The 24,167-nt window shown below is 74.6% G+C and carries 21 protein-coding genes and 1 pseudogene; 11 read left to right on the top strand and 11 right to left on the bottom strand.

The window, feature by feature from the left end; all coding sequences use genetic code 11:
- Window positions 1-110: 110 nt before the first annotated feature.
- Together AB0B20_RS16460 and AB0B20_RS16455 are read left to right on the top strand one after the other, a co-directional pair.
- Window positions 111-1,394 carry a histidine kinase gene (locus AB0B20_RS16460; RefSeq protein ID WP_357390894.1) on the top strand — a complete coding sequence of 428 codons (1,284 nt, stop codon included), beginning with the start codon at window positions 111-113 and terminating at the stop codon, window positions 1,392-1,394.
- Entirely contained in the window at window positions 1,382-2,041 is a 660-nt protein-coding gene (locus AB0B20_RS16455) for a response regulator transcription factor (RefSeq protein WP_357390896.1), read from the top strand. Before AB0B20_RS16460 ends, AB0B20_RS16455 begins: the two co-directional genes overlap by 13 nt.
- A gap of 7 nt (window positions 2,042-2,048) precedes the next feature.
- Here the strand turns inward: AB0B20_RS16455 and AB0B20_RS16450 are convergent, their stop codons facing one another.
- Window positions 2,049-2,471, bottom strand: coding sequence for a thioesterase family protein (locus AB0B20_RS16450; protein ID WP_357471459.1), 423 nt, complete (start codon window positions 2,469-2,471; stop codon window positions 2,049-2,051).
- Between the two features lie 61 nt (window positions 2,472-2,532).
- Complete coding sequence (locus AB0B20_RS16445) at window positions 2,533-2,838, bottom strand: DUF1330 domain-containing protein (protein ID WP_128138258.1); 306 nt, start codon at window positions 2,836-2,838, stop codon at window positions 2,533-2,535.
- A 175-nt stretch (window positions 2,839-3,013) separates the two neighbouring features.
- Here AB0B20_RS16445 and AB0B20_RS16440 point away from each other — a divergent pair, with 175 nt between their 5' ends.
- Together AB0B20_RS16440 and AB0B20_RS16435 are read left to right on the top strand one after the other, a co-directional pair.
- Window positions 3,014-3,976, top strand: coding sequence for a hypothetical protein (locus AB0B20_RS16440; RefSeq protein ID WP_357471456.1), 963 nt, complete (start codon window positions 3,014-3,016; stop codon window positions 3,974-3,976).
- Window positions 3,977-4,015: 39 nt separating this feature from the next.
- Window positions 4,016-4,348 carry a putative quinol monooxygenase gene (locus tag AB0B20_RS16435; protein ID WP_357390903.1) on the top strand — a complete coding sequence of 111 codons (333 nt, stop codon included), beginning with the start codon at window positions 4,016-4,018 and terminating at the stop codon, window positions 4,346-4,348.
- A 48-nt stretch (window positions 4,349-4,396) separates the two neighbouring features.
- Here AB0B20_RS16435 and AB0B20_RS16430 read toward each other — a convergent pair whose 3' ends face one another.
- Entirely contained in the window at window positions 4,397-5,239 is an 843-nt protein-coding gene (locus AB0B20_RS16430) for a S1 family peptidase (RefSeq protein WP_357390905.1), read from the bottom strand.
- Between the two features lie 380 nt (window positions 5,240-5,619).
- Here AB0B20_RS16430 and AB0B20_RS16425 point away from each other — a divergent pair, with 380 nt between their 5' ends.
- Window positions 5,620-7,065, top strand: coding sequence for an endo-1,4-beta-xylanase (locus AB0B20_RS16425; protein WP_357390908.1), 1,446 nt, complete (start codon window positions 5,620-5,622; stop codon window positions 7,063-7,065).
- A gap of 116 nt (window positions 7,066-7,181) precedes the next feature.
- Entirely contained in the window at window positions 7,182-8,117 is a 936-nt protein-coding gene (locus AB0B20_RS16420; RefSeq protein ID WP_357471452.1) for a superoxide dismutase, read from the top strand.
- Window positions 8,118-8,158: 41 nt separating this feature from the next.
- Here the strand turns inward: AB0B20_RS16420 and AB0B20_RS16415 are convergent, their stop codons facing one another.
- Together AB0B20_RS16415 and AB0B20_RS16410 are read right to left on the bottom strand one after the other, a co-directional pair.
- Window positions 8,159-9,733 (bottom strand): Na+/H+ antiporter, encoded by a 1,575-nt coding sequence (locus AB0B20_RS16415; RefSeq protein WP_357391252.1) that lies wholly within the window; start codon window positions 9,731-9,733, stop codon window positions 8,159-8,161.
- A 75-nt stretch (window positions 9,734-9,808) separates the two neighbouring features.
- The gene (locus AB0B20_RS16410; RefSeq protein WP_357391254.1) at window positions 9,809-10,429 is read right to left on the bottom strand and encodes an L-threonylcarbamoyladenylate synthase; all 621 of its coding nucleotides are present in this window, start codon (window positions 10,427-10,429) and stop codon (window positions 9,809-9,811) included.
- Between the two features lie 96 nt (window positions 10,430-10,525).
- On the opposite strand from AB0B20_RS16410, the gene AB0B20_RS16405 reads away from it, so the two are divergent.
- Together AB0B20_RS16405 and AB0B20_RS16400 are read left to right on the top strand one after the other, a co-directional pair.
- Window positions 10,526-10,864, top strand: a complete 339-nt coding sequence (locus AB0B20_RS16405; protein ID WP_357471449.1) for a hypothetical protein — start codon at window positions 10,526-10,528, stop codon at window positions 10,862-10,864.
- Between the two features lie 260 nt (window positions 10,865-11,124).
- Window positions 11,125-14,112: a glycosyl hydrolase gene (locus AB0B20_RS16400; protein WP_357388675.1), complete on the top strand. Its 2,988-nt coding sequence runs from the start codon at window positions 11,125-11,127 to the stop codon at window positions 14,110-14,112.
- A 24-nt stretch (window positions 14,113-14,136) separates the two neighbouring features.
- On the opposite strand, the pseudogene AB0B20_RS16395 reads toward AB0B20_RS16400, so the two are convergent.
- The 6 genes and pseudogenes from AB0B20_RS16395 to AB0B20_RS16370 all read right to left on the bottom strand — a co-directional run.
- Window positions 14,137-14,271 (bottom strand): annotated as a pseudogene (locus AB0B20_RS16395) (VOC family protein); the annotation flags it as partial.
- A 95-nt stretch (window positions 14,272-14,366) separates the two neighbouring features.
- On the bottom strand, window positions 14,367-15,233 hold the full coding sequence (locus AB0B20_RS16390) for an SDR family NAD(P)-dependent oxidoreductase (protein ID WP_357471445.1): 867 nt from the start codon (window positions 15,231-15,233) through the stop codon (window positions 14,367-14,369).
- An 83-nt stretch (window positions 15,234-15,316) separates the two neighbouring features.
- Window positions 15,317-15,733 carry a glutaredoxin domain-containing protein gene (locus AB0B20_RS16385; RefSeq protein ID WP_357471442.1) on the bottom strand — a complete coding sequence of 139 codons (417 nt, stop codon included), beginning with the start codon at window positions 15,731-15,733 and terminating at the stop codon, window positions 15,317-15,319.
- The gene (locus AB0B20_RS16380) at window positions 15,730-18,522 is read right to left on the bottom strand and encodes an FAD-binding and (Fe-S)-binding domain-containing protein (protein WP_357471439.1); all 2,793 of its coding nucleotides are present in this window, start codon (window positions 18,520-18,522) and stop codon (window positions 15,730-15,732) included. Before AB0B20_RS16380 ends, AB0B20_RS16385 begins: the two co-directional genes overlap by 4 nt.
- A 36-nt stretch (window positions 18,523-18,558) precedes the next feature.
- Complete coding sequence (locus tag AB0B20_RS16375) at window positions 18,559-19,329, bottom strand: nucleotidyltransferase domain-containing protein (RefSeq protein WP_357471436.1); 771 nt, start codon at window positions 19,327-19,329, stop codon at window positions 18,559-18,561.
- A 29-nt stretch (window positions 19,330-19,358) separates the two neighbouring features.
- On the bottom strand, window positions 19,359-20,300 hold the full coding sequence (locus AB0B20_RS16370) for a diacylglycerol kinase family protein (RefSeq protein ID WP_357471433.1): 942 nt from the start codon (window positions 20,298-20,300) through the stop codon (window positions 19,359-19,361).
- Between the two features lie 156 nt (window positions 20,301-20,456).
- On the opposite strand from AB0B20_RS16370, the gene AB0B20_RS16365 reads away from it, so the two are divergent.
- From AB0B20_RS16365 to AB0B20_RS16355, 3 genes are all read left to right on the top strand, one after another.
- Window positions 20,457-20,891, top strand: coding sequence for a hypothetical protein (locus AB0B20_RS16365; protein ID WP_357471430.1), 435 nt, complete (start codon window positions 20,457-20,459; stop codon window positions 20,889-20,891).
- Window positions 20,892-21,034: 143 nt separating this feature from the next.
- The gene (locus tag AB0B20_RS16360) at window positions 21,035-21,694 is read left to right on the top strand and encodes a hypothetical protein (RefSeq protein ID WP_357388689.1); all 660 of its coding nucleotides are present in this window, start codon (window positions 21,035-21,037) and stop codon (window positions 21,692-21,694) included.
- Window positions 21,695-21,839: 145 nt separating this feature from the next.
- The gene (locus AB0B20_RS16355; RefSeq protein ID WP_357388691.1) at window positions 21,840-24,158 is read left to right on the top strand and encodes a transglycosylase domain-containing protein; all 2,319 of its coding nucleotides are present in this window, start codon (window positions 21,840-21,842) and stop codon (window positions 24,156-24,158) included.
- Window positions 24,159-24,167 lie beyond the last annotated feature (9 nt).

Raw genomic sequence — 24,167 nt, 5'->3', positions numbered from 1 at the left:
CGCCCCGGCGCACGGGGCGTGGCGGGCCGGTTCGGGGTAGGGCCAGACCTACCCGCAGAGCGGGGTCCAGCCGGCTGGGCCGGGGGGTGCGGCCTGGCTAGCGTCGAGCCATGACCGTTGATCAAGGGCTGGCCGGTGCGCTGCGCGGTCGCCGCTACCTGCTGTCCGCGTGGCCGTGGCGGGCCTTCGCGTACGCCGTCACGACGCTGCCCCTGGCCGGCGCGGCGACGATCGGCGCCGCCGTGGTCGCCGCGCCACTGCTGCTGGTGGCCGGCGCGCTGCGGCAGGGCCGGCCGGTCGACACGAGAGCGCTGGCGGTGCTGGCCGTGCTGGCGCTGCTGACGGTGGCGCTGGCCCCGCTGGCCGGTGCGCCGGTGGCGGCGGTGGAGCGGTGGCGCCTCGGCGTGGCCGACGACCGCCCGGTGACCGCGCCGAGGTGGCGTGGGCTCGCTGCCCGCTTCACCACCGCCGCCGGGTGGCGGGAGGCCGCGTACCTGGCCGTGCTGGGGGTGGCGGTGCCGCTGGCGTACGCGATGTTCGGTGTGCTCGTGTTGCTGGACGCGGCGCTGGTGGCCGGTCCGTGGCTGGCCGGCGGCGAGGACCGGATCGTGCTGATCTGGGCGACTGTCGGCTCCCCGGCCGAGGCGGTGCCGTACGCGATCGCCGGCCTGCTCGCGGTCCCGGCCCTGGTCTACCTGGCCGGGCTGCTCGTAGCGGTCCAGGCGGAGGTGGCCCGCCGGCTGCTCGACGACGCGCCCGGCGCGACGGCGCTGCGCGAGGTGGCCCGGTCCCGGGCCCGCCTGGTGAGCGCCTACGAGGCCGAGCGCCGCCGCGTCGAGCGCGACGTGCACGACGGCGTGCAGCCGCGCCTGACCAGCCTCACCCTCCAGCTCGGGCTGGCCCGCCTCGACGTGCCGGACGACTCCCCCGCGGCGGGGCCGCTCGCGGCGGCGCACGAGCAGGCCAAGGAGCTGATGGTGACGTTGCGCGGGATCGTCCAGGGCATCCGCCCGCCGCAGCTCACCGAACTCGGCCTGGCCGCTGCCGTCGGCGACCTGGCCACCCGGTCGGTCGTCCCGGTCACCGTGCACGCCGACCTGACCCGCCCGGTGCCCGGGTTGGTGGAGACCACCGCCTGGTACGTGGTCTCCGAGACGCTCGGCAACGTCGCCCGGCACGCCGGGGCGAGGCGGGCCGAGGTGTGGCTGACCCGCGACGACCGGCGGCTGGTGGTGGAGGTGCGCGACGACGGCCGGGGCGGCGCCGACCCGGCGCGTGGCACCGGCCTGACCGGGCTCGCCGACCGGGTGGCGGCGGTGGACGGGCGGCTGTTGCTCTCCAGCCCGCCCGGTGGGCCTACCCTCGTGCGGGTGGAGCTGCCGTGCCGTCCGTGACCCGGGTCGTCCTGGCCGAGGACGAGGTGCTGCTCCGGGAGGGCCTGGTGGGCCTGCTGACCCGGTTCGGCTTCGCGGTGGACGCCGCCGTCGGCTCCGCCCCGGAACTGCTCGACGCGGTCCGCACGCACCGTCCCGACCTGCTGGTCACCGACATCCGGATGCCGCCGCAACACCGCGACGACGGCCTGCGCGCGGCGGTCGCGCTGCGCGCCGAACGCCCGGACCTCGCCGTGGTGGTGCTCAGCCAGCACGTGCAGAGCGGGTACGCCGCCGCGCTGCTCGACAGCGGCGACGGCAACCGGGTCGGCTACCTGCTCAAGGACCGGGTGGCCGACGTCGCGGAGTTCGCCGCGACACTGCGCCGGGTGGCGGCCGGCGGCACCGCCGTCGACCCGGACGTGGTGCGGCACCTGCTGCGCCGCCCGCGTGACCCGCTCGCCGCGCTGTCGCCGCGCGAGCGGCAGGTGCTGGGGCTGATCGCCGAGGGCCACTCCAACACCGCGATCGCGGCCCGGCTGCACGTCACCGAGGCGGCGGTCGGCAAGCACGTGGGCAACATCCTGGCCAAGCTCGGCCTGCCGCCGGACGAGGACACCAACCGGCGGGTGCTCGCCGTGCTCGCCTACCTGCGCGCGGCGGGCTGACCGGGCGCTACAGGCCCATCGGCACGGGGTCGGCGGCCAGCGCCCGGAAGCGCTCGCGCGGGTCGGGCACCAGCCGCCGCTCGGTGAGGTCGAGCAGGCCGCCGACGCCGCTCACCGAGGCGACCGGGGTGCCGTCGGCGCGGGTGAACTCCTGGCCGATCCGGAACGTCTTGCCCTCGCCCCAGTGGAACTCGCAGGTCACGTCGACCTCGTCGCCGCCGCGCAGCTCACGCAGGTAGCGCACCGTCACCTCCAGCGCGACCGGCCCGACCCCGCCGGCGAGCAGCCGGTCCTGGCCGATGCCGGAGGCGCGCAGGCACTCCCAGCGGGCGTGCTCGGCGTACTGGAGGTAGACCGCCTGGTTGAGGTGGCCCTGGGTGTCGAGTTCGTAGCCGCGCACGGTGACGCGTACCCGGAACGGATCTGCCATGCCGGCAGCCTAACCAGCGGCGTGGCGAAATCGGCGCGCGGTCCGGACAGCGCCGCCCCGGTCAGGCCGGCCAGGCGTGGCCGATCCCGTCGAGCAGCAGCACCACGCCCTCGGTGGCCGCCTCCCGGTCGCGGGAGATCTCCCGGTACTCCGGCGAGGTGGACCAGCGCTCGAAGTCCTCGCGGCTGTCGAACGACAGCAGGACCGCCTTCTGGTGCGGCCAGTCGCCCTCCACCACACGGGGGGCGGTGTCGGCGGCCAGCAGCTTCCCGCCGTAGCGGGCCAGCACCGGCGGGAAGGCGGCGGCATACCTGTCGTAGCGCGCCCGGTCGTGGATGGTGAGCTGTGCGAGGGCGTAGACGGTCACCGGCCCAGGCTACCGACCGCCCGAGGGCTGCGGTGTCGTCCGTCAGGTCGGCCCGGACGCCGTCGCGGCCCCGACGACTCTCCGTTGTGGTCTGGCGAGAACGGTGCTGACCTGCGGATACTGATGACAGGCTCGCGCCCGCCCCGCGCCGGGTGGGGGGAAAGAGGTGGGGCACATGATCGGACACGAGACCCAGCCGCAGGCCGTACCCGGGCCCCGCGGCACTCCGGAGGACCACCCGGCCCCACCCGCCGCGCCGGTTCCCCGCGCGGTGTGGCAGGTCCGCGTGCGGACCAAGCTCGACGACCTGTACGAGCAGCTCACCGCGCTGTCCCAGCGCGACCCCGAGCGGGTATCGGCGCTGCGCGCGCTGCTGTCGCCGGTGGAGGGGGTGCTCGGACGCAGCGGCGTGGTCGAGTGGTTGCGCGGCGGCAAGCTGGAGTACGCGTGGCAGACGATTCATGCCGTGGAGCGGGCCATGGTGGCGCTGCGCACCGGGGACGAGCTGATCGGGCTGCTGCCCGCGTACCGCAGCGCGGCGGCACAGGTCCTGCCGCCGGACGACAAGGTGTTCACCGACCTCGACCCGGTGGCCGGCGGGATGTCCGAGGCGCTGCTGCGCGCCCGGGTGCAGGGGCTGCTGACGCGCTACCACTCCGCCTCCGACGAGTTCCACGAGTCGGCCCGGCGGCTGCGGAACCGGATCCTGGGGCTGTCGGTGTTCGCGCTGGTGGCAGAGGTCCTGATGGTGCTGGTGCAGTGGCGCAGCACCGACGTGCGGCTGCTGGAGGCGCCGGGCGACGCCGGTGGCGTGCCGGCCTGGCGGTTGCTGTCCTTCGTGCTGATCGCCGGGGCGCTCGGCGCGTTCCTCAGCGCGCTTCCGTCGATGATCACCGCACGGTCCGGCGGGCTGCCCTACAAGCTGCCGTTCCAGCAGGGGCTGCTGAAGCTCGCCATCGGCCCGCTGGTGGCGTTGGTCGGGATCATGCTGGTCGTCGGCGGCCTGGTGGAGACCAGCGTGAGCAGCACCGCCGCGCTGCTCGGCCTGGCGATCGTGTTCGGCGCCGGGCAGCAGGCGGTCACCGCGTTCGCCGACCGGCGGGCGGCCGAACTGCTCGGCCCGGCGGCCAGGAGCTGATGCGGCGCGGCGGCAGCCCGGTCTGGGTAGCCTGATCCCATGATCTTCATTACCGCCAAGTTCCGGGTCCGCCCGGAAGACGCCGACAACTGGCCACGGATCGCCGCCGACTTCACCGCCGCGACCCGGGCCGAGCCCGGTTGCCTGTGGTTCGACTGGTCCCGCAGCCTGGACGACCCGACCGAGTACGTGCTGGTCGAGGCGTTCCGCGACGACGAGGCGGGCGCGGCTCACGTGCAGTCGGAGCACTTCCGGGCCGCCCAGCGCATGCTGCCGCCGCACCTGGCCGAGACGCCCCGGATCGTCAACGTGACGGTGCCGCAGCAGGACTGGTCGCGCCTGGGCGAGATGGCAGTGCCCGGCGACGCCTGACCGCTGACGGGACCGGCGCGGGGTCCGTTGTGCCGCCCGCGCGCCGGGTCAGGGGATCGTCAGGCCGTACGCGGCGAGGATCTCCAGGATCGGCTGGTAGTAGCTGGTGCCGCCGCTCACGCAGGTGCCGCTGCCACCGGACAGGACGCCCAGGACGGTGCCGGTCGCGGCCACGTAGAGCGGGCCGCCGCTGTCGCCCGGCTCGGCGCAGATGTTCGTGCGGATGAGCCCGGTGACGCTGCCCTCGGCGTAGTTGACAGTCGCGTTCAGCCCGGTGACCGAGCCGCACCGCACGCCCGTGGTGGCGCCGCTGCGGCAGACCGCCTGCCCGACGTACGCACTGCCGGCGGCGGTGACGGTGACCTGCCCCGGGTGGGTGTAGACAGCGCTCGGGTGGGCGACGGTGCCCGTGTAGCGGACCACCCCGTAGTCGTTGCCGGGGAAGCTGCTGCCGGTCCGGCTGCCCAGCACCGTCGTCCCGGCGCCGTCGGCGTACCAGGTGGCGGCCAGTCGGGTGCAGTGCCCGGCGGTCACGAAGTACCAGGTGGTGCCGCTGCGCACGTTCGCGCCCAGTGAGCAGCGCCCACCGCCGCCGTAGACGGCCTGGCCGCCGGCGATGAGCGGGCGCAGCCGCCCGGGTTCGTGGCGCAGCACCGCGCCGGCCCGGGCGGCGGTCCGGCGCAACACGGCCAGCTCGCGCCCGCGTACCGTGTCGTCGGCGGCGACCGTCAACCGGCCGGTGGCCGGGTCGTGCCCCCAGGCGGTGCCGGGCGTGCGGATCGCGGCGAGCGCTGCGGGCACGGGCGGCGGCGCGGTGCCGGCCCGGGCGGCCGCCGGGGCGCCGGCGAGCAGCACGGTGAGGACGAGTACGACGAGCGCGGGTCGGCGCATCCGGGGACCTCCCCATCGTCTGCGGTCGATTCGTCTAGCATCGTCCCGGTGGCGCGATCGACTCAAGCGGCAGAACCGGCGACCACCGAAACTTCCGGAGCCGCGCCCGGTGGCACCCACACGTCCGGTCACCGCGCCCGCCCGCGGATTCCCCCCGTCCGGCCGGCGCCGCCCGCCGCGATGTCGACGCATCGAGGTGATTAATTTTTCGGAACGCTTCCGGTAGGCTTCGGGCAGAGATTCGCTTCGATCCACTCACGATGTGCGCGGGAGTCACTCCCCTACCTGGCGCGGCCACCGGGCGGCCGCGCGGAGCCGACATCGTGGCGGGCGGTGGCCGAGGCGAGCCGATCCCATTGACAGGCTAGAGAGGCGTTCAGATGGACAAGGTGCTCGCCCGCGGCAGCGGGAGCGCGGCAGCCCGGTCACGCCCGCGAACCGCTGTGGTCGCGATGATGGCGGGGGCCGCGGTGGTCGCCGCCACGATAGCGGCGGCGACAAGTGCCAGCGCCGGCACGACGCTCGGCGCGTCGGCGGCGGAACAGGGCCGCTACTTCGGTACGGCGGTCGCGGTGAACAAGTTGTCCGACGGCACGTACGTCGGCATCCTCAACCGCGAGTTCAACATGGTCACCGCCGAGAACGAGATGAAGTGGGACGCCACCGAGCCGTCCCGCAACCAGTTCAACTACACCAACGGCGACCGGCTCGTCGCGCACGCCCAGGCCAACGGCATGCGGGTCCGCGGACACGCGCTGCTCTGGCACCAGCAGCAGCCCGGGTGGACGGGTAGCCTGTCCGGCAGCGCGCTGCGCGACGCGATGATGAACCACGTCACCCAGGTCGCCACCCACTACCGGGGCAAGATCTACGCCTGGGACGTGGTGAACGAGGCGTTCGACGACGGCAACAACGGTGCCCGCCGCAACTCGAACCTCCAGCAGACCGGCGGCGACTGGATCGAGGCCGCGTTCCGTGCCGCCCGCGCCGCCGACCCGGGCGCCAAGCTCTGCTACAACGACTACAACATCGACAACTGGAACTGGGCCAAGACTCAGGCCGTCTACAACATGGTGCGCGACTTCAAGTCCCGGGGCGTGCCGATCGACTGCGTCGGCCTCCAGTCGCACTTCAACAGCGGGTCGCCGTACCCGAGCAACTACCGCACCACGCTGCAGAACTTCGCCGCGCTCGGCGTCGACGTGCAGATCACCGAGCTGGACATCGAGGGTTCGGGCAGCAGCCAGGCCACCGCCTACGGCAACGTGACCCGGGACTGCCTGGCCGTGGCGCGCTGCAACGGCATCACGGTCTGGGGCATCCGGGACACCGACTCGTGGCGGGCCAGCGGCACCCCCCTGCTGTTCGACGGCAGCGGCAACAAGAAGCAGGCGTACACCGCGGTGCTGAACGCGCTGAACGAGGGCGGCACCCCGCCGCCCACGACCGCGCCGCCGACCAGCACCCCGCCCACGTCGACGCCGCCGACCAGCACGCCGCCGACCAGCGAGCCGCCGACGACTCCCCCGCCGACCGGCGCCTGCACCGCCACGATCACCACCAACCAGTGGCCGGGCGGCTTCGTCACCAACGTGCGGATCACCGCGGGTTCCAGCGGGCTCAACGGGTGGGCCGTGTCGCTCACCGTGCCCTCGGGCTCGGCCGTCACGAACACCTGGAGCGCCCAGGCCAGCGGCACCACCGGTGCGGTGACCTTCCGCAACGTGGACTACAACCGCCAGGTCGGTGCCGGTGGCACCACCGAGTTCGGGTTCCAGGGCACCGGCACGGCGCCCTCCGGCACGCCGGCCTGCGCGGCCGGCTGACCGTCGGCGCGACCCGGCACGGTGCCACCGTGCCGGGTCGCGTCCCCGGCGGTCGCCGCGCGCCGACCGTACAGTGGGGTAGGTCCTGTTCCACCGTTTCGCCCGGAAGGACCACAGTGAACCGACGCATCAGGACCACCCTCGGCGTCGCCCTGGCCGCCACCCTCGTCACCACCGCCGCGCCGGCCCCCGCCGCCGCTGCCCACGACCGCCGTCCCACGGTCATCGCGCTGCCGGACGGCTTCCAGCCGGAGGGCGTCGCCGCCGCCGGCCGGTACGCCTGGTTCGGCTCGCGGGCCACCGGCGAGATCTACCGCGCCGACCTGATCACCGGCGCGGGCCGGCAGGTCAGCCCCGCCACCGGCACCCCGTCGCTCGGCCTGAAGGTCGACCCGCGCGGCCGGCTCTTCGTCGCCGGCGGCACCGCCGGTGACGCCCGGGTGATCGACACCCGCACCGGCGCCGTGCTCGCGAGCTACCAGTTCGCCGAGGCGCCGACGTTCGTCAACGACGTGACGCTCACCCGCGCCGCCGCCTGGTTCACCGATTCGAACCGGCCGGTGCTCTACCGCCTGCCGCTGGGACGCGGCGGCACGCTGCCGCCCGCCGGCGGCTTCACCACGCTCCCGCTGACCGGCGACTTCCAGCAGAGCGGCACCGGCGTCAACCTCAACGGCATCGTGCCCACCCCGGACGGGCGGGCGCTGATCGTCGTGCAGTCGAACACCGGCACGCTGTTCCGGGTGGACCCGGCCACCGGCGTCACCACCACGGTCGACGTACCCGGCAGCACCTTCGTCAACGGTGACGGCCTGCTGCTGCTCGGCCGCACGCTGTACGTGGTGCAGAATTTCCTCAACCAGGTCGCCGTGGTCGACCTGAACCGCTCCGGCTCGGCCGGCGTGGCGCGCGGCGTCATCACCGACCCGGGCTTCGACGTGCCGACCACGGTGGCCGCCGCGCTCGGCCGGCTCTACCTGCCGAACGGCCGGTTCACCACCCCGCCGACGCCGACCACCCCGTACACGGTAGTCGCTGTCGACCCGCGTTGAGCCACGCCGGCCGCCACCCCTACCGGTGGCGGCCGGCCGGCTCACTCCTCGATCTCCGGCCCGAGTAGGCGGATCTCCTCGATGTCGATGGCGGCCTGGAGCTGCCGCAGCACCGCGTCGTCGATCTGGTTGGAGTTGCGCAGCCGGGTGACCTCCTGCCGCTTGTGGTCGAGCACCCGCAGCCGCAGCTGCCGGGCCAGCTCCCGCTCCCCCTGAGCGTCCTCGCCGGGTGGATCGCGGACGGCGGCCAGGTGCTCCTCGTAGTCGGCCCGCAGCCGGTCCACCGTGTCCGGCGCGGCGCCCACCTCGCCGGCGGCCCGGGGCAGCGCCTCCAGCGCGGCCTCGGTGGCCCGGATCCGGGCCCAGCGCACCTCCTCGTCTCGTTCCCGGTCGCCGGTCAGGCCCGCCCAGGTGACCACGGCGGGCAGCGTGGTGCCCTGCACCAGCATGATCAGCACGATCACCACGACGGTGACGAAGATGATCAGGTCACGCTCGTGCACCGGGCTCCCGTCGTGCATGGTGACCGGCACGGCGAGCGCCGCGGCGAGCGAGACGGCGCCGCGGAAGCCGGCCCAGCCCGCGGCGGTGCGCATCCGGCCGTCGAAGTGCCGCGCCCGGCTCGACCCCCGCCGGTCCACCCGTTGCAGCACCGACACCGACAGGTGCACCCAGGCCAGCCGGATCACCACCACGACCACCGCGACGAGGGCCGCGATGCCGAGCGACGCGGCCGGCGAGTGGCTGGTGATGCCGCGCAGCGAGCGCGGCACCTGCGTGCCGAGCAGCACGAACAGGCCGCCGTTGACCATGAAGGTGGCCAGGTCCCAGAACGCGAACGCGGTGATCCGGGAGCGGGCCCGGATCACCCGGGGCGCGGCGTAGGACAGCAGCAGCCCGGACACCACCACCGCGAGCACACCGCTGGCGTGCACCGCGTCGGCGAGCAGGAACGCGACGAACGGGGTGAGGATGCTCAGCCCGCCCTCGCGCATCGGATCGTCGACGTGCTTGCGGATCAGCACCACCACCGCGCCGACGAGCAGGCCGGCGGCCACCCCGCCGGCCGACTTGCCGACGAACTCGCCGGTGAGCGTCAACGCGCCCGGCACCGTACCGCCCGCGATCACGCCGACCGCGACGGCGAACAGCACGAGCGCCGTACCGTCGTTCACCAGGCTCTCCGCGCGCAGCGTGGTGAGGATGCCGCGCGGCATCCGCTTGGCCAGGCCGGCCACGGCGGCGGCGTCGGTCGGGGCCAGGACCGCGCCGAGCACCCAGGCGGCGGCCGGCCGCACGCCGAGGGCCTGCGCGGTGTACGCGACGGCGGCCATCGTGACGATCACCAGCACCACGGCGAGCCCGACGATCACGGTGAGGTTGGCGCGGATCTCGCGCAGGCTGACGACCAGGCTCTCCCGGTAGAGGATCGCCGGGAGGAACAGCACCAGCACGACCTCGGGTTCGAGGATCAGGTGGTCGAACGGCGGCAGCAGGCCGATCAGCGCGCCGATGGCGATCAGCAGGACCGGCGGCGCGACGCTGTACCGCCCGCCGATGGTGGTGCCGACGAGGACCGTGGCGCCCAGCACGGTGATCAGCACGAGTGCTTCCACGCCGTACCCCCGTCACCGTCCGCCGGTCCCACCGTGCCCCACGGCGGCGGCCCGGCGGGACGGAATCGGTGATCGCTACTCGAAGCGGGCCGGGTCGCCGGCGCCCCGGCGCAGGATCTCCGGCTCCGGTCCGGACAGGTCGACGACGGTGGTCGGCTCCAGCCCGCAGTCACCGGCGTCGACCACGGCGTCCACGAGGTGGTCGAGCCGATCCTTGATCTCCCAGCCCTGGGTCATCGGCTCCTCCTCGCCGGGCAGCAGCAGCGTGCTGGTCAGCAGCGGCTCGCCGAGTTCGGCCAGCAGCGCCTGGGTCACCGCGTGCCGGGGCACACGCGCGCCGACCACCCGCCGCCGCGGGTCCTGCAACCGGCGCGGCACCTCGGCGGTGGCCGGCAGCAGGAACGTGTAGCTGCCCGGGATGACGGACTTCACCTGCCGGAAGACCGCGTTGCTGAGCTTGACGAACTGGCCGAGCTGGGAGAAGTCGGCGCACATCAGCGTGAACGGGTGCCTGTCGTCGAGCCGCCGGATCTCCCGGATCCGCTCCACGCCGTCGCGGTTGCCGATCCGGCAGCCGAGCGCGTAGCAGGAGTCGGTCGGGTAGGCGATCACCCCGTCGGCGCGCAGCAGGTCCACCACCTGCCGGATCACGCGGGGCTGGGGGTTGTCCGGATGCAGGTCGTAGTACCTCGCCACGCCGGTCAGCCTATGTCCGCGCCCGGGCGGGCGCAGGTTTGGCCCGGGCGGTTTCCGGAAACAGGTGGGGGCCGTTCACGACAGGGGGACCGAATCATGTCCGAAGCCAGCACAGACCGCGTCGCCGACCGCCCCGCGGAGGTGACCGATCCGCTGCTGTGGGACCTGGCCGCCGCGGTGGCCGACGCGCACCAGCCGGACGACGAGCGCGCCTGCGCCAGCCCGAGCTGCGCCGGGGCGGCGTGGCCGTGCGCCGCGTGGGACAACGCGCAGGCGGGGCTGAGCGCCGCCCGGACGCCGCGGCAGCCCGCCGCGCCCCGCCAGCCCGCCTCGTCGCGTCCCGTCGTCACCGGGCAGCCGGGCGCCGACCGGCCCGGTGCCGGCGGTACGCCGGGCACCGTCGCGGCGCGCAGCCTCACCGCCACCGCAGCCTGACTCAGGGTAGACGCGGGCGTCCCTCACGCCGCCCCCGGCCGCCTGGGCCGGGGGCGGCGCTCTGGCGCGTGTCGGTACTGGTCAGAGCGCTTCCGACGAGGACCGGCGGATCGGTCCCAAACGCCGGAGAGCGCTCTCTTTGGTAACAAGACATTGACGGATCCGTAACCCGAACCTTAATGTCGCATCTCAAGAGAGCGCTCTCACGGCACCGGACCACCACCCCGAACCCCCGCCTTCTCCTCGTGAAGGGGACCTCCATGACCCTCCTGCGGGACTTCTCCCCCGACCCCGTGCCCCCGACCGCGACCGGCCCGTCCCCGGCCCGCCGACGCGGCCTGCGGGCCACCGCCCTCGTCGCCGCCGCAGTGCTCGCCGCCGGCCTGCTCGGCGTCGTGGTCGCCGGTGGCGGCACCGCCACCGCCGGCGCCGTCGGCGCGGGCAGTTACACCGAGACGCGACCGGCCGGCGCCCTGCTGCCGAAGGGCTGCGGCGCGATCAGCACCAACCCGAGGACGTACGCCACCGCCGACGCGCCGGCCGGCGCGATCCCCACGAACGACTGGTGGTCCTCGCTGATCTGGAAGCGCAACAACTGCACGGGCAGCGAGGTCCTGCACGCCCACCCGCTGGCCTACAAGGCGGAGAACAACGGGCTCGGACTGTCGTACACCACCACGCCCGCGATCAGCGGCACCGCGACCGGCGTCGGTGAGTTCCACTACCCGTACACCGAGGACGTCCGCGTCGGGCTGGCCGGGCTGACCGCGCCGGTGGTGAGGGCCGCCGACTGGACCGACTGGACGGTCACGGCCGACTGGAGCGACGGCAGCCGCACCATGCGCGCCACCATCGGCCACGGCCTGCCGTTCAGCTACTACACGGTCAACGGCGGCACCGCGCAGCTCACCACCGCCGGGACACCCACCGTCTGGCGCAACTCCGGCGCCACCATCGGCTTCACCGTCCGCGACCACGACTACGTCGCGTACGCCCCGAGCGGCGCGACCTGGACCGTCAGCGGCACCGGCATCAGCTCGACGCTGGCCGGCAAGGGGTACTTCTCCGTCGCGGTGCTGCCCGGCGGCGGCGACCGGGCCGCTCTCGCCGACACCTACGGCCGGTACGCCCACGCCCACGTCACCGGCACCCGGATGAGCTACGCGTACGACCCGTCCGCCGGCACGGTACGCACCACGTACGCGTTCACCACCACGCCCCGCGAGGGCAGCGAGGCGAAGACCGTTGTCTCGCTCTACCCGCACCAGTGGCGCAGCCTCACCGGCGCCACCCCGATCGGTCAGACGTACGTCTCGGCGCGCGGCGCCATGCGGGTGCTCACCGGCGTGCCGTCGTTCACCACCACCATGCGCTTCACCGGCGTGCTGCCCGAGGTGCCCGCCGTGGGCGACTCCAGCGGCGCGGACCTGTCCACCGTCACCGGCTACCTGAACGCCGAGCAGGGCAACCCGGAGGGTGTCAGCGGCACCGACACCTACTGGGCCGGCAAGGGGCTCGGCCGGGCCGCCCGGCTCGCCGAGATCGCCGACCAGCTCGGGCAGACGTCGGTCCGCGACGCGGCGCTGAACGCGATGCGGAACCGGCTGACCAACTGGCTCACCGCCGGCTCCGGCGAGAGCGGCCAGCTGTTCTACTACGACCGCAACTGGGGCACGCTGATCGGCTACCCCGCGTCGTACGGCTCCGACGAGGACCTCAACGACCACCACTTCCACTACGGCTACTTCATCGCCGCCGCCGCCACGCTCGCCAAGTTCGACCCGGGCTGGGCCGACGACAGCCGCTACGGCGGCATGGTCGACCTGCTCATCCGCGACGCCAACAACTACGACCGCTCCGACAGCCGCTTCCCCTACCTGCGGGACTTCGACATCTACGCCGGGCACGACTGGGCCTCCGGGCTGGCGCCGTTCTTCGCCGGCAACAACCAGGAGTCCTCGTCGGAGGGGATGAACTTCGCCAACGCGCTGATCCAGTGGGGCCAGGCCACCGGCGACACCGCCGTCCGCGACGCCGGGGTCTACCTGTGGACCACCCAGTCCGCGGCGATCTCCGAGTACTGGTTCGACGTGTACGACCAGAACTTCCCGGCCGCGTTCGGGCACAGGACGGTCGGCATGGTGTGGGGCGACGGCGGATCGTACTCGACCTGGTTCTCCGCCGCGCCGGAGATGATCCAGGGCATCAACATGCTGCCGATCACCGGCGGCCACCTCTACCTGGGCGACTTCCCGGAGTACGTCAAGGCCAACTACGCCGAGCTGGTCACCAACAAGGGCGGCCCGCCGACCGTGTGGCAGGACATCGTCTGGGAGTTCCTGGCCCTCGGCGACGGCGAGCAGGCACTGCGCAACTTCCGCGCGAACAGCGGATTCACCAGCGAGGAGGGCGAGAGCAAGGCGCACACGTTCCACTGGATCCGCAACCTGGCCGCGCTCGGCACCGTGGACACCACAGTCACCGCGAACCACCCGCTGGCGAAGGTGTTCGTCAAGAACGGCGCCCGCACCTACGTGGCGTCGAACATCACCGCCCGGCCGCTCACCGTCACGTTCTCCAACGGCGTCACGCTCGCCGTGCCGGCCGGGAAGACCGCTACCTCCGGTGCGTACACGTGGAGCGGCGGCAACGCCACCGGCGGCGGTACGGTGCCGACCGGTCCCCCGTCCACGGCGACGCCCACCGCGTCCCCGACCAGCGCGAGCCCGACGCCGAAGCCGACCACCGCCAGCCCCAGCCCGACCAGCGGCACCCCGCTGAAGCCGGTCCGCTACCTGCGCTCCGGCGGCGGACTGGACGGCACCGCCGGCACGAGCGGCACGGTGAGCGTGGCGGCGGCGAACGGCAACTCCGACGGCACGCCGAGAAACCCGCAGGTGTTCACCGCCACCGGGCTGACCGGCACGTACACCGGCGGGGCGACCGCCTTCGACCTGGCCGTCGACGCGGGTACCGCGGTCGGCAACGGCGTCCAGATCCGGGTCTCCTACGACCTGACCGGCAACGGCAGCGTCGAGCGGGTGGAGACCTACCGCTATTTCGCCACCGACCCGATCCCGGGCGCGGAGCGCTACCGGCAGACCCAGGGCCTGCTCTCGGCGAGCGGCACGCTCGGCAACCTGTCCGGCGGCATGGTACGCGTCGAGGTGTGGAACGCCATCGGCGGCGCACCCACGATCCTCGGCGTCGGCAACAGCTCCACGGTCACGCTGCCGTACGGCTCCTGACGTACGGCACCGGCGCCCCGGCCCTCGCGGCCGGGGCGCCGGCGTGGCGCCCAGCCCGCACAGCCGCTCGACCTCGGCCGCGACGTCGTCGGTCTCGATGTCGAGGTGGTAGCGGGGCGCGTCGTCGACCGGCTGGACGGCGGTGACCAGCCCCGGCACCACGTCGGCCAGGCCGGTGAACTCCGGTTCGGCCGGCTCGATCGACGCATCGCCCGAGCCTAGCCACGACCGCCGGCAGCGGCAGCCCGGTGAGGTCAGGCGGTCACGTGCGCGCTGTCGCCCGCCGTCGCGGCGAACGACGTGCCGCTGACCATCCGGGCCGCGTCGGAGGCGAGGAACACCACCAGCGGCGCGACGTCCTCCGGCTCCACCCACGGCACGCCCAGCGGCGTCTTCGCCCGCAGGGCGGCCACCGCCTCCCGCTCCACCTCGGCCAGGTCGCCCGACGGCGACTTCCCCGCCTCGACGAGCGCCTGCACGTAGCGGTCCCGGTGCCGGGTCAGCGCGGTGTCGACGAGGCCCGGGATCACCGCGTTCACCGTCACGCCGTGCGGCCCGAGTTCCGGCGCGGCCGACTTGACCAGCCCGATCAACCCCCACTTGGACGCCGAGTACGCGGACCCGTTCGTGGTGCCGTGCTGCCCCTGCGTGGACGACGTGACCACGATCCGGCCGCCGCCGCGCCGTACCAGCAGCGGCGCGAAGACCCGCAGCACGTTGGCGGCGCCGGTGAGGTTCACGTCGATCTGGTCGTGCCAGTGCTGGTCGGTCATCTCCAGCAGCGGCGCGAACGCCTGGATGCCGGCGTTGGCGAACAGCACGTCCACGCCGCCGTGTTCCCGTTCCACCGCCTCGGCCACCGCGCGTACCGCCCCGATGTCCCGCTGGTCGGCGACGTGCGCCGACCAGCGGGCACCGGCCGCGGTGACCCGCCGGCCGGTCTCGGCCAGGTCGTCCGGGGTGGCGGGCGGGAGGTCCAGGATCGGGCTGACCGGCCCGGCGACGTCCATCCCGGCGACGTCCGCGCCCGCCTGCGCCAGCGCCACCGCCGCGGCCCGGCCGATCCCCCGCGCCGCGCCGGTGGCCACGGCGACCCGCCCCGACAACATCCCGGCCGACATCGTTCCCCCTTCGCGGGCGCCGTCCGTGACGCCCCCTTCGCACGGTATGCCCGTCGGGCCGCCCCGTGCCGGGGTTCACCAGGTCAGGCGCCGAGCCGCGCCCGCAGCCACGCCGGGTCGGGATTGACCACGGCCCCGTCCGGCAGCACCACGGTCGGGACCGTCTCGTCGCCGCCGGTCACCGCCCGGGCGGCGGCGGCCTCCGGGTCGCGCCAGATGTCCACCCAGTACGCGCGCCGGGCCCGCCCGCCCAGCCGCAGGCGCAGACGCAGGCAGTACGTGCAGCCGGGCCGCCAGTAGATCACCGGCCGGCCGTCGTCGGCGCTGCGCCGCCGCGCCTGCGCCGAGGTCAGCGAACGGGGAAACGCCAGCGGCGAGAAGAGCGCCGCCAGCGCGGCGAACGCCAGGAACCCCACCGTCGCCGACACCGGCGTGTCCTGACCGGCGGCCACCGCCACACCGACGAGCATCAGAGCGGCGAGCCGCCAGCTGCGCGTCACGCGGTCACCTCGGCCAGCAGCTCCAGCAGGTGCCGGTACGGCTGCCCGGTGGCCCGCGCCAGCCCGATCTCACAGGTGCGGTTCACCGAGGCGTACCCGTCGAAGGGGCGGTCGGCCACGGCGGCGGCCTCGGCCCGGGTGGCCGACGCGGTCAGCTCCGGATGCAGCAGTCCCCGGTCACCGGCGAAGCCGCAGCACTGCCAGCCCTCCGGGACCACCACCTCGTCGGCGACCGCGCGAGCCACGGTCAACAGCGCGTCGTCCAGGCCGAGCCGGACCGACGAGCAGGTCGGGTGCAGCGCGAGCGAGCCGATCCGGCGGCGCACCGTCAGCCGGGGCAGCAGCTCACCGGCGGTGTACGCGACCGCGTCGACCACCCGCAGGTCCCCGGCGCCGTCGAGCAGCCGCTCGAAGCCCTCGGTGCAGGACGCGGCGTCGCTGACCACCGGCAGCGTGCCGTCGCGGCTCGCCGCGCGCAGCACCGGCGGGACACGGTCGCGCACCGCCCGGTAGCCCTCGACCAGGCCCTTCGACGACCACGGGGTGCCGCAGCACAGGTCGCCGACTCCGTCCGGCACGAGCAGGCGTACGCCGGCCCGCTCGGCGAGCGTGAGCAGCGCGGCGGCGACGCCGGTGCCGCCCTGCGCCGGGGCGAACAGCGTGCCCAGGCAGGACGGGACGAACACGGCGTCCGGGTCGTCGGCCGGGTGCGGGCGGCGCGCGGTGCCGCCCCGGGGCAGGTCCCGCTGCCACAGTGGCACCCGGTCGGCGCCGAGGACCGCGCGTGCCGCCCGGGTGGCGGCCTCGGGCAGCGCGGAGGGGAGCGCCCCGGCCAGGTCGAGTCCGCGCGCCATGCTCCGGGTGGTGGCACCCCAGCGCCGGGCCGCGCCGCGCCACGCGGTCCCCGCCGCCCGGCCGTGTTCCTCCGCCCGCAGCCGTTTCACCAGGTCACCGGTGTTGATCAGCACTGGGCAGGCGGTGGCGCACATGCCGTCGACGGCGCAGGTCTGCACCGCGTCGTAGTCGTACGCGCCGGTCAGCTCCCGGACCAGCGCGGCGTCACCGGCGGCCCGCGCGGCGGCGATCTCCCGGCGCAGCACGATGCGCTGCCGGGGCGTGGTGGTGAGGTCGCGGCTGGGGCAGACCGGCTCGCAGTAGCCGCACTCGACGCATCGGTCCACCTCCTCCTCCACCGTCGGCACGGTCTTGAGGTGCCGCATGTGGATCTCCGGGTCGTCGCTGAGCAGCACACCCGGATTGAGCACGCCGTGCGGGTCGCAGAGCGTCTTCAGCTCGCGCATCACCTCGTACAGCTCGTCGCCGAACTGGCGGCGCACGTACGGGGCCATCACCCGGCCGGTGCCGTGCTCGGCCTTCAGCGTGCCGCCGTGGCCGAGCACCAGGTCGACCATCTCCTCGGTGAAGTCGGCGTACCGCGCCGGGGCCAGCCCGCCGTCGAAGCGCTCGTTGAGCATGAAGTGCAGGTTGCCGTCCTTGGCGTGGCCGAAGATGACGCTGTCGGCGTACCGGTGGCGCTCGAACAGCTCGGCCAGCGACGCGCAGGTGCCGGCCAGTGCCTCGACCGGGACGGCGATGTCCTCCAGCAGCGCTGTGGTGCCGGACGGGCGGGCGCCGGCCACCGCCGCGTACAGGCCCTTGCGGATGTGCCACAGCGCGGCGCGGGCGGCCGGTTCGCCGCTGAGCCGGGCCGGGGCACTGAGCGGCAGGCCGGCGAGCACCGGCCCGGCGTCGGCGACCCGGTCGGCGAGCGCCGCCGGGTCGGACTCCTGCCACTCGGCGAGCAGCGCGGCGTGCCCGCGCACGGCCAGGCCACGCAGCGCGGCGTCCGCCTTCGGGTCGCGCTGGGCGACACCCAGGGCGGCGGCGTCGAGCAGCTCGATCGCCGCCGGCCCGGCGGCCACCAGCGCCGGCATGGCGGCCATCGCCGCGCCCAGGGTTTCGAAGACCAGCAGGCCGGTCGCGGCGTGCCGGTGCACGGGTACGGTGCGGAACGTCGCCGAGGCGACGAACGCGAGCGTGCCCTCGCTGCCCACCACGAGCCGGGTGAGCAGGTCCGCCGGGTCGTCGTGGTCGAGGAACGCGTTCACGCCGTACCCCATGGTGTTCTTCATGGCGTACTGGGCGCGGATGCGGCGCACCGAGTCGGGATTGCCGCGTACCCGGTCGCGCAGGCGCAGCAGCCCGGCGTGCAGGTCCGGTTCGGCGGCGCACAGCCGGGCGTCGGCGTCGGGAGCGCCGGTGTCCAGCACGGTGCCGCTGGGCAGGGCGAGGACCAGCGAGTCCAGCGTCCGGTACGTGTTGAACTCGGTGCCGCAGGTCATGCCACTGGAGTTGTTGGCGACCACGCCGCCGACCGTGCAGGCGGACTCGCTGGCCGGGTCGGGGCCGAGCTTGCGGCCGTACGGCGCGAGGCGCGCGTTCACCTGCCGCAGCACCACTCCCGGCTGCACCCGGACCCGCCGCCCGTCGTCGAGCACCGTCAGGTCGCGGAAGTGCCGCCGCACGTCGACGAGCAGCCGGTCGGTGACGGCCTGGCCGCTGAGGCTGGTGCCGCCGGAGCGGAACGTGAGCGGGGTGCCGGTGCGGGCGCCGTACGCCAGCAGCGCGGCGACCTGGCCGGCGTCGTGCGGCGTGACCACAGCGCCGGGGTGCAGCAGGTAGTGCGAGGCGTCGTGGGCCATCCGCAGCCGGTCAGCGGCCCGGGTCGCCACGCCGCCGGGCACGACCGCTTCCAGTCCGGCCCGCGCGGACGCGCTCAGCTCCGTCATGATCACCGCACCTCCCCGGCTCACAGTAGTCGCGGTTCAGTCCGCGATGATCCGGTCCAGCATCCGCCGCTGGAACGCGCGGGCAGCAGGGCCGGACGGCGGCGGGCCGCCCCGGCGGGCCTCGATCGCGGCGTGGATCAGCACGGCGTCCGGGTCGTCGGCGGCCACCCGCAGCCCGGCGTCGACCTTGCTCAGCCAGACGCCGTCGCGGTGGCGCACCAACGCCCGGCAGGCGCCGAGCACCGCGTCCTCCGTGCCGGGGGCCGGTTCGTCGCCGGGCGGTGTGGGCAGCGCCAGCCACCAGCGCAGCGCGTCGGCAAGCAGCGCCCGCAGCGCCTGCGGCGGCGGGTCGGCGAACACGTCGGCGGCGGGCGGGCCGAGCAGCGCCAGGCCGGACTGGCGCAGGATGCCGCGGTCCAGCGCGTACCAGAACCGCCCGTCGGCGGCGGGCCGGTCCGCCGGGTCGTACGTGGCCCGGAACGGCATCGTCGCGCCGGTGTTCAGCTCGACCTCGAAGCCCGGCTCGGAGGTGCCGGAGGCGGCCACGTCACGGCGGTAGACCACCAGTTCCAGGCCGCGCGCCGGGCAGGGCAGCGACTCGTGCCGCAGCCGGTCCACGAGCAGGCGCTTGTCCGGCTCCGGCATCGGCCCGGCGGCCACCAGCGCCACGTCCACGTCGCTGCGTCCCGGCTGGTACGCGCCCAGCCCGACCGACCCGGCCGCGTACGCGCCGACCAGGTCCTCACCGAGCACGTCCCGGGAGCGGCGGACCACTTCGGCCAGGTAGTCGCGGATGTCGTCGCGCATTCCGGCATCCTGCCCCGGCCCGGGCGCGGTCAGTCCGCCGGGTCGGGGCAGCACACCGTCAGCGCGCCCGGGACCACCTTGACCTTGAGCCGTTTCGCCTTGCCCCGGGCGCCGCCGTCCAGCTCGTACGTCTTCGGCGCGTCGAACCGCACGGTGATCTTGCGACCCCGGGTGATCCGGACGAACGGCGACTCCTCGGAGCGCCCGGCGGCCATCCGGCCCAGCGTGCGCGCCCAGTCCACAGCGCCGCTGGCGGTGGCCACGCCGACCTCCAGCGCCCCGTCGTCGGGGCGGGCGTCGTCGAAGGCCGGGATGCCGCCGGTGATGGTGCCGACGTTGCCGAACAGCACGCAGCTCGCCTCGTCGTCGAACCAGTCCGCGCCGTCGACCCGGACGCGGGTGCGTACGCACTCGCCGCGCACGTGCCGCAGCCCGGTCCAGACGTACGCGATCCGGCCGAACCGGCCCTTGAGCTGCCGGTCGGCGTCGCGGATCAGGTCGCCGTCGAAGCCGGCGCCGGCCATCACCGCGAAGTGCTCGCCGTTGATCCGGCCGAGGTCCAGCTCGCGGCGGCGGCCGTGCAGCGCGATGCGGACCGCCTCGGGCAGGTCGACCGGGATGCCGAGGTTGACAGCGAACAGGTTGGCGGTGCCGGCGGGCAGGATGCCCATCGGCACGCCGCTGCCGGCGAGCGCGTCGGCGCACCGCTGCACCATGCCGTCGCCGCCCCACACGAGCACCAGATCGGCGCCCGCGTCCAGCGCCGCGCGGACCCGCTTGGGCGCCTTGCGGCTCTTCGGCACCTCGTACCAGAGCAGTTTCCCGACGCCGGCGCCGACGAGGCGGGAGCGCAGTTCGTCGAGGCCGCCGCCGAACGTCTTCTTCCGGTGGGCGACGACAGCGACCACACCGGCCGGGGGCGCGGCGGGGGCGGGGGCGGTGTCCGGGCGTTCGGCCGTGCGCGTGTTCATGGCCCCGCTGGTACCCGGACCGCCGGTTTCCCACGCCTGCGCCCGGCGCGACGCGCCCGGCGCCCCGGCGGCGGCGTTCCTGTGCCCGGGCCCTCACGTTCGGTACAGTGCGGGACGTCGATCCGTGCCGCCGGGCGCGGCTCCGAAGGGTGCGGAATGTCGGGACGGACCGGTCGGGTGGCGCGCTACACGCTGCGCCTCGGTCTGCTGCTCTGCGGCGTGGCCGTCGCCTGGGGCGCCCAGGGGGTCGCCTCCGGTCCGGAGGCGCTCGCCGCCGACCGGCAGCCGTCCGGCCCGCTCACCGCCACCGCCCTCACCCACATGCCCGAGGTGGTGACCGATGCGACTGATCCGGCCGGTCCGGTCGCCTCCCCGGCACCGGCTCCCGCGCGGGCGCACGCCACGACCGGTCCCGTCGTGCCGCTACGGCACGAGCGGGTCACCCACGGCGGCGGCGGGGTGCACAGCGAGGCCGCCGACGCGGACGCGAACCGCTGGCGGCTGCCGACACCGACCCACCGGTACGCGCGGCCGGGGGCCGAACCACTACCGCCGTCGCGCACGTCGCGCCCCGACACCAGGCCCGCCTGAGCGGGCTGTCCACCGGCACCGTCTCCGGCCCGGAGCGGTGCGCGTCCCCGCCCGACTGCCGCCCGTCGCGGCCGCGCCGTCGACTGTCGTCCGGCGCCCGCAACCGACCCCACCCGACCACCCCTGGAAACAGGAGTCCGTCCATGAGCACAGCCCTGCCCGTCGTCCGCGCCCGCTGGTGCGACATCGGCCGGATCGCCGATCTCGTCGCCGAGGCCCTCGCGCCCACCGCCCTGGCCGCCTGGCTCGTCCCCGACACGTCGCGCCGCCTGCCGGTCCTCGCCGCCGTGGCGCGGATCTGGACCGAACACGCGTTGCTGTTCGGCGACGCGTTCCTGCTGCCCGACGGCAGCGCCGCCAGCGTGTGGTTCCACCGCTACCGGCCGATCCCCGCCCCCCACCGGTACGCCGACCGGCTCGCCGGCGCCGCCGGGCCGGACGAGGACCGGTTCCGCCGCCTCGGTGACGGGCTGGCGGCACGCCGGCCGGCGGAGGCGCACAACCACCTGGCACTGCTGGCCGCGCCCCGGGGCGGCGCGACGCAGGCGTTGACCGCGGCGCAGCGCCGGATGGACACGTTGAGCCTGCCCACGTACGCGCACCCGTGCGCCGGGCAGCAGGAGGAGCTGCTGCGGCGGCTCGGGTACGCCGAACGGGAGACCTTCGCCGCCCCGGACGGCACACGGGTGTGGTCGTTGTGGCGGCCGGCGCCGTTCCACGCGGGCGGCAACGACAGGTGGCGGACCCGCCGGGCCGACCGCCGGGAACGCGAGGACCGGATCCCCGGCCGGCCGGCGCGCTGACGGCCGTTCCCTCCACCGGGGCGGCGGCACTCCGCACCGGCCCGGCCCCGCGCCACACCGGCAGCCGTCGTCGGCCGGTGCGGTCGGCGCGGCTCGGTTAGCCTGCGAGCCGGGCACGACTCAGCCGAGCAGTCGGAGGTATCGCGTGCGGAACAGCGGATCCACGCCGGAACCGGGCGGCACTGCCCCGGCGCGTCCCCGGCGCAGGCGGCGGCGTCTGCTCGCCGTCCTCGCGGTCACCACGCTGCTGGCCGGCTGCGGTCTGGTCGCCGGCGGCTACTACTTCGACAGCGTGCCGACGCCGAGCGATCTGACGCTGCCCGAGTCCACCACCGTCTACTACGCCGACGGGCGCACGCCGATGGCGAAGCTGGGCGCACAGAACCGCACCATCGTGCCGTACGACCAGATGAACGACTCGGCGAAGCAGGCGATCGTGGCGGCCGAGGACCGCACCTTCTGGACGAACCAGGGCATCGACGTCAAGGGCGTGCTGCGCGCGGCCTGGGCCAACGTCAGCGGCGGGCAGCGGCAGGGCGCGTCCACCCTCACCCAGCAGTACGCCCGCATCGCCGCCGACCTGCGCGGGGTCACCTACTCGCGGAAGCTGCGCGAGGCGGTGATCGCGTGGAAGCTCGACGACGCGTACTCCAAGGAGGAGATCCTCGGTTTCTACCTGAACACCGTGCCGTTCGGCCGGGGCGCGTACGGCATCGAGGCGGCCGCGCAGACGTACTTCGGCAAGACGGTGCGCCGGGACGCGCCCGCCGCCCGGCAGCTCACGCCCGCCGAGGCGATGGTGCTCTGCGCGATGGTGAAGCAGCCGGAGGCGGACCCGGCCGACCCGGAGGGCTCGCCCGGCTACGACCCGCGCCGCAACGCGCTGGCCCGGCAGAACTCGATCGACAGGTGGAACTACATCCGCGACGGCATGGTCAAGCTCGGCTACCTGACGCCGCAGCAGGCGGCGGATCTCGCGTACCCGGACATGGTCCGGCCGATCGACAAGGACGCGGGCCGGTCCGACCTGGACCGGCCGACCGGTTTGGTGGTCAACCACGTGCTGGCCGAGCTGCGTGAGACCGAGCCGTTCCGCGGCAAGCCCGACGAGGTGATCCGCGACGGCGGTTACCGGATCGTCACCACCATCGACAAGCGCGTGCAGGACGCGGCCGAGGCGGCGGCGGACATCCGGCGGGACACCGCGCCCCGGGCGGTGCGCGGCCAGCCGCGCAACTGGCAGGCGGCGCTGGTGGCGGTGGAGCCGGGGACCGGCCGGGTGCTCGGCTACTACGGCGGCGACAAGGGCTCGGGCGCGGACTACGCCGGCTGGTACTCCGACGAGAACGGCGAGGCCCGCGGCTTCGGCCAGCACCCGCCGGGGTCGTCGTTCAAGGTGTACGACCTGGCCGCCGCCGTCCGGGACGGGATCTCGGTGAAGCAGCGGTTCGACTCGCCGGACACCAAGGAGTTCCCCGCCTCGGGGCGCACCAAGGGCAGCGCGGCCGGGCCGATCCGCAACGCCGAGCACGCCGCCTGCCAGCCGGACTGCGCGCTCTGGGAGGCCACAGTCGCCTCGCTGAACGTCACCTACTTCGAGCTGACCGAGAAGCTGGGCACCGCGAAGGTGATCGAGACGGCGCGGCAGGCCGGCGTGGAGTCGATGTGGGAGACGGTCCGGGGCAATCCCCGGCCGCAGCGCGTCGACCTGCGCAGCGACCCCGCCGACGAGGTCGCGAAGCGGTTCTCCACCGAGGTCGGCATCGGGCAGTACGGCATCACGGTGCAGGACCACGCGAACGGGATGGCCACGTTCGCCGCAGGCGGCAAGCGTGCCGACGCGCACTTCGTCCGGTCGGTGAGCAAGGACGACGAGGACGTGTGGACCGAGCAGCTCCGTACGACGGATCTGGGCCTGGACCGCGAGGCGATCGACCAGCTCGACTGGACGCTGCGCCGCGTGCGGGCCGCCGAGCTGGGCAACGGCTGGGACTCCGCCGGCAAGACCGGCACCTGGCAGGCCGGGCAGAGCACCACGCAGAACGTGCACACCTGGATGGTGGGCTGGACCGGCGCTCTCGCCTCGGCCGTCTGGCTGGGCACCACCGACGGCAAGCCGCTGCGGACCACTGACGGCAGCTACGAGGTGTACGGCTCGACCGGCGCCGCGCCGATCTGGCGGCAGTTCATGACCCGGGCGACGGCGGCGATGAAGCTCGACCCGGAGAAGTACCGCTTCGGTGAGCCGAAGTTCCCCGGGGAGACCCCGGAGCCGACCCGCTCGGCGCCGCCGCCGACTACCGCCGCGCCGACGCGGTCGGATTCGCCGAGCCCGAGCCCGAGCCCCTCCTCGTCGAGCCCCAGCCCGGACCCGACCGGCCGGCCGACCTCGCGGCCGACGCTGACGCCGTCACTGCCACCGCCGCCCACCGTGTCGCCGACGCGGACCCGCGGCCCGCGCTGACCCGGCCGG

It is taken from the genome of Micromonospora sp. NPDC049151 (genome assembly GCF_040648395.1).
Taxonomy (GTDB): Bacteria; Actinomycetota; Actinomycetes; order Mycobacteriales; family Micromonosporaceae; genus Micromonospora.
This window is presented reverse-complemented; position numbering and strand designations above follow the sequence as displayed.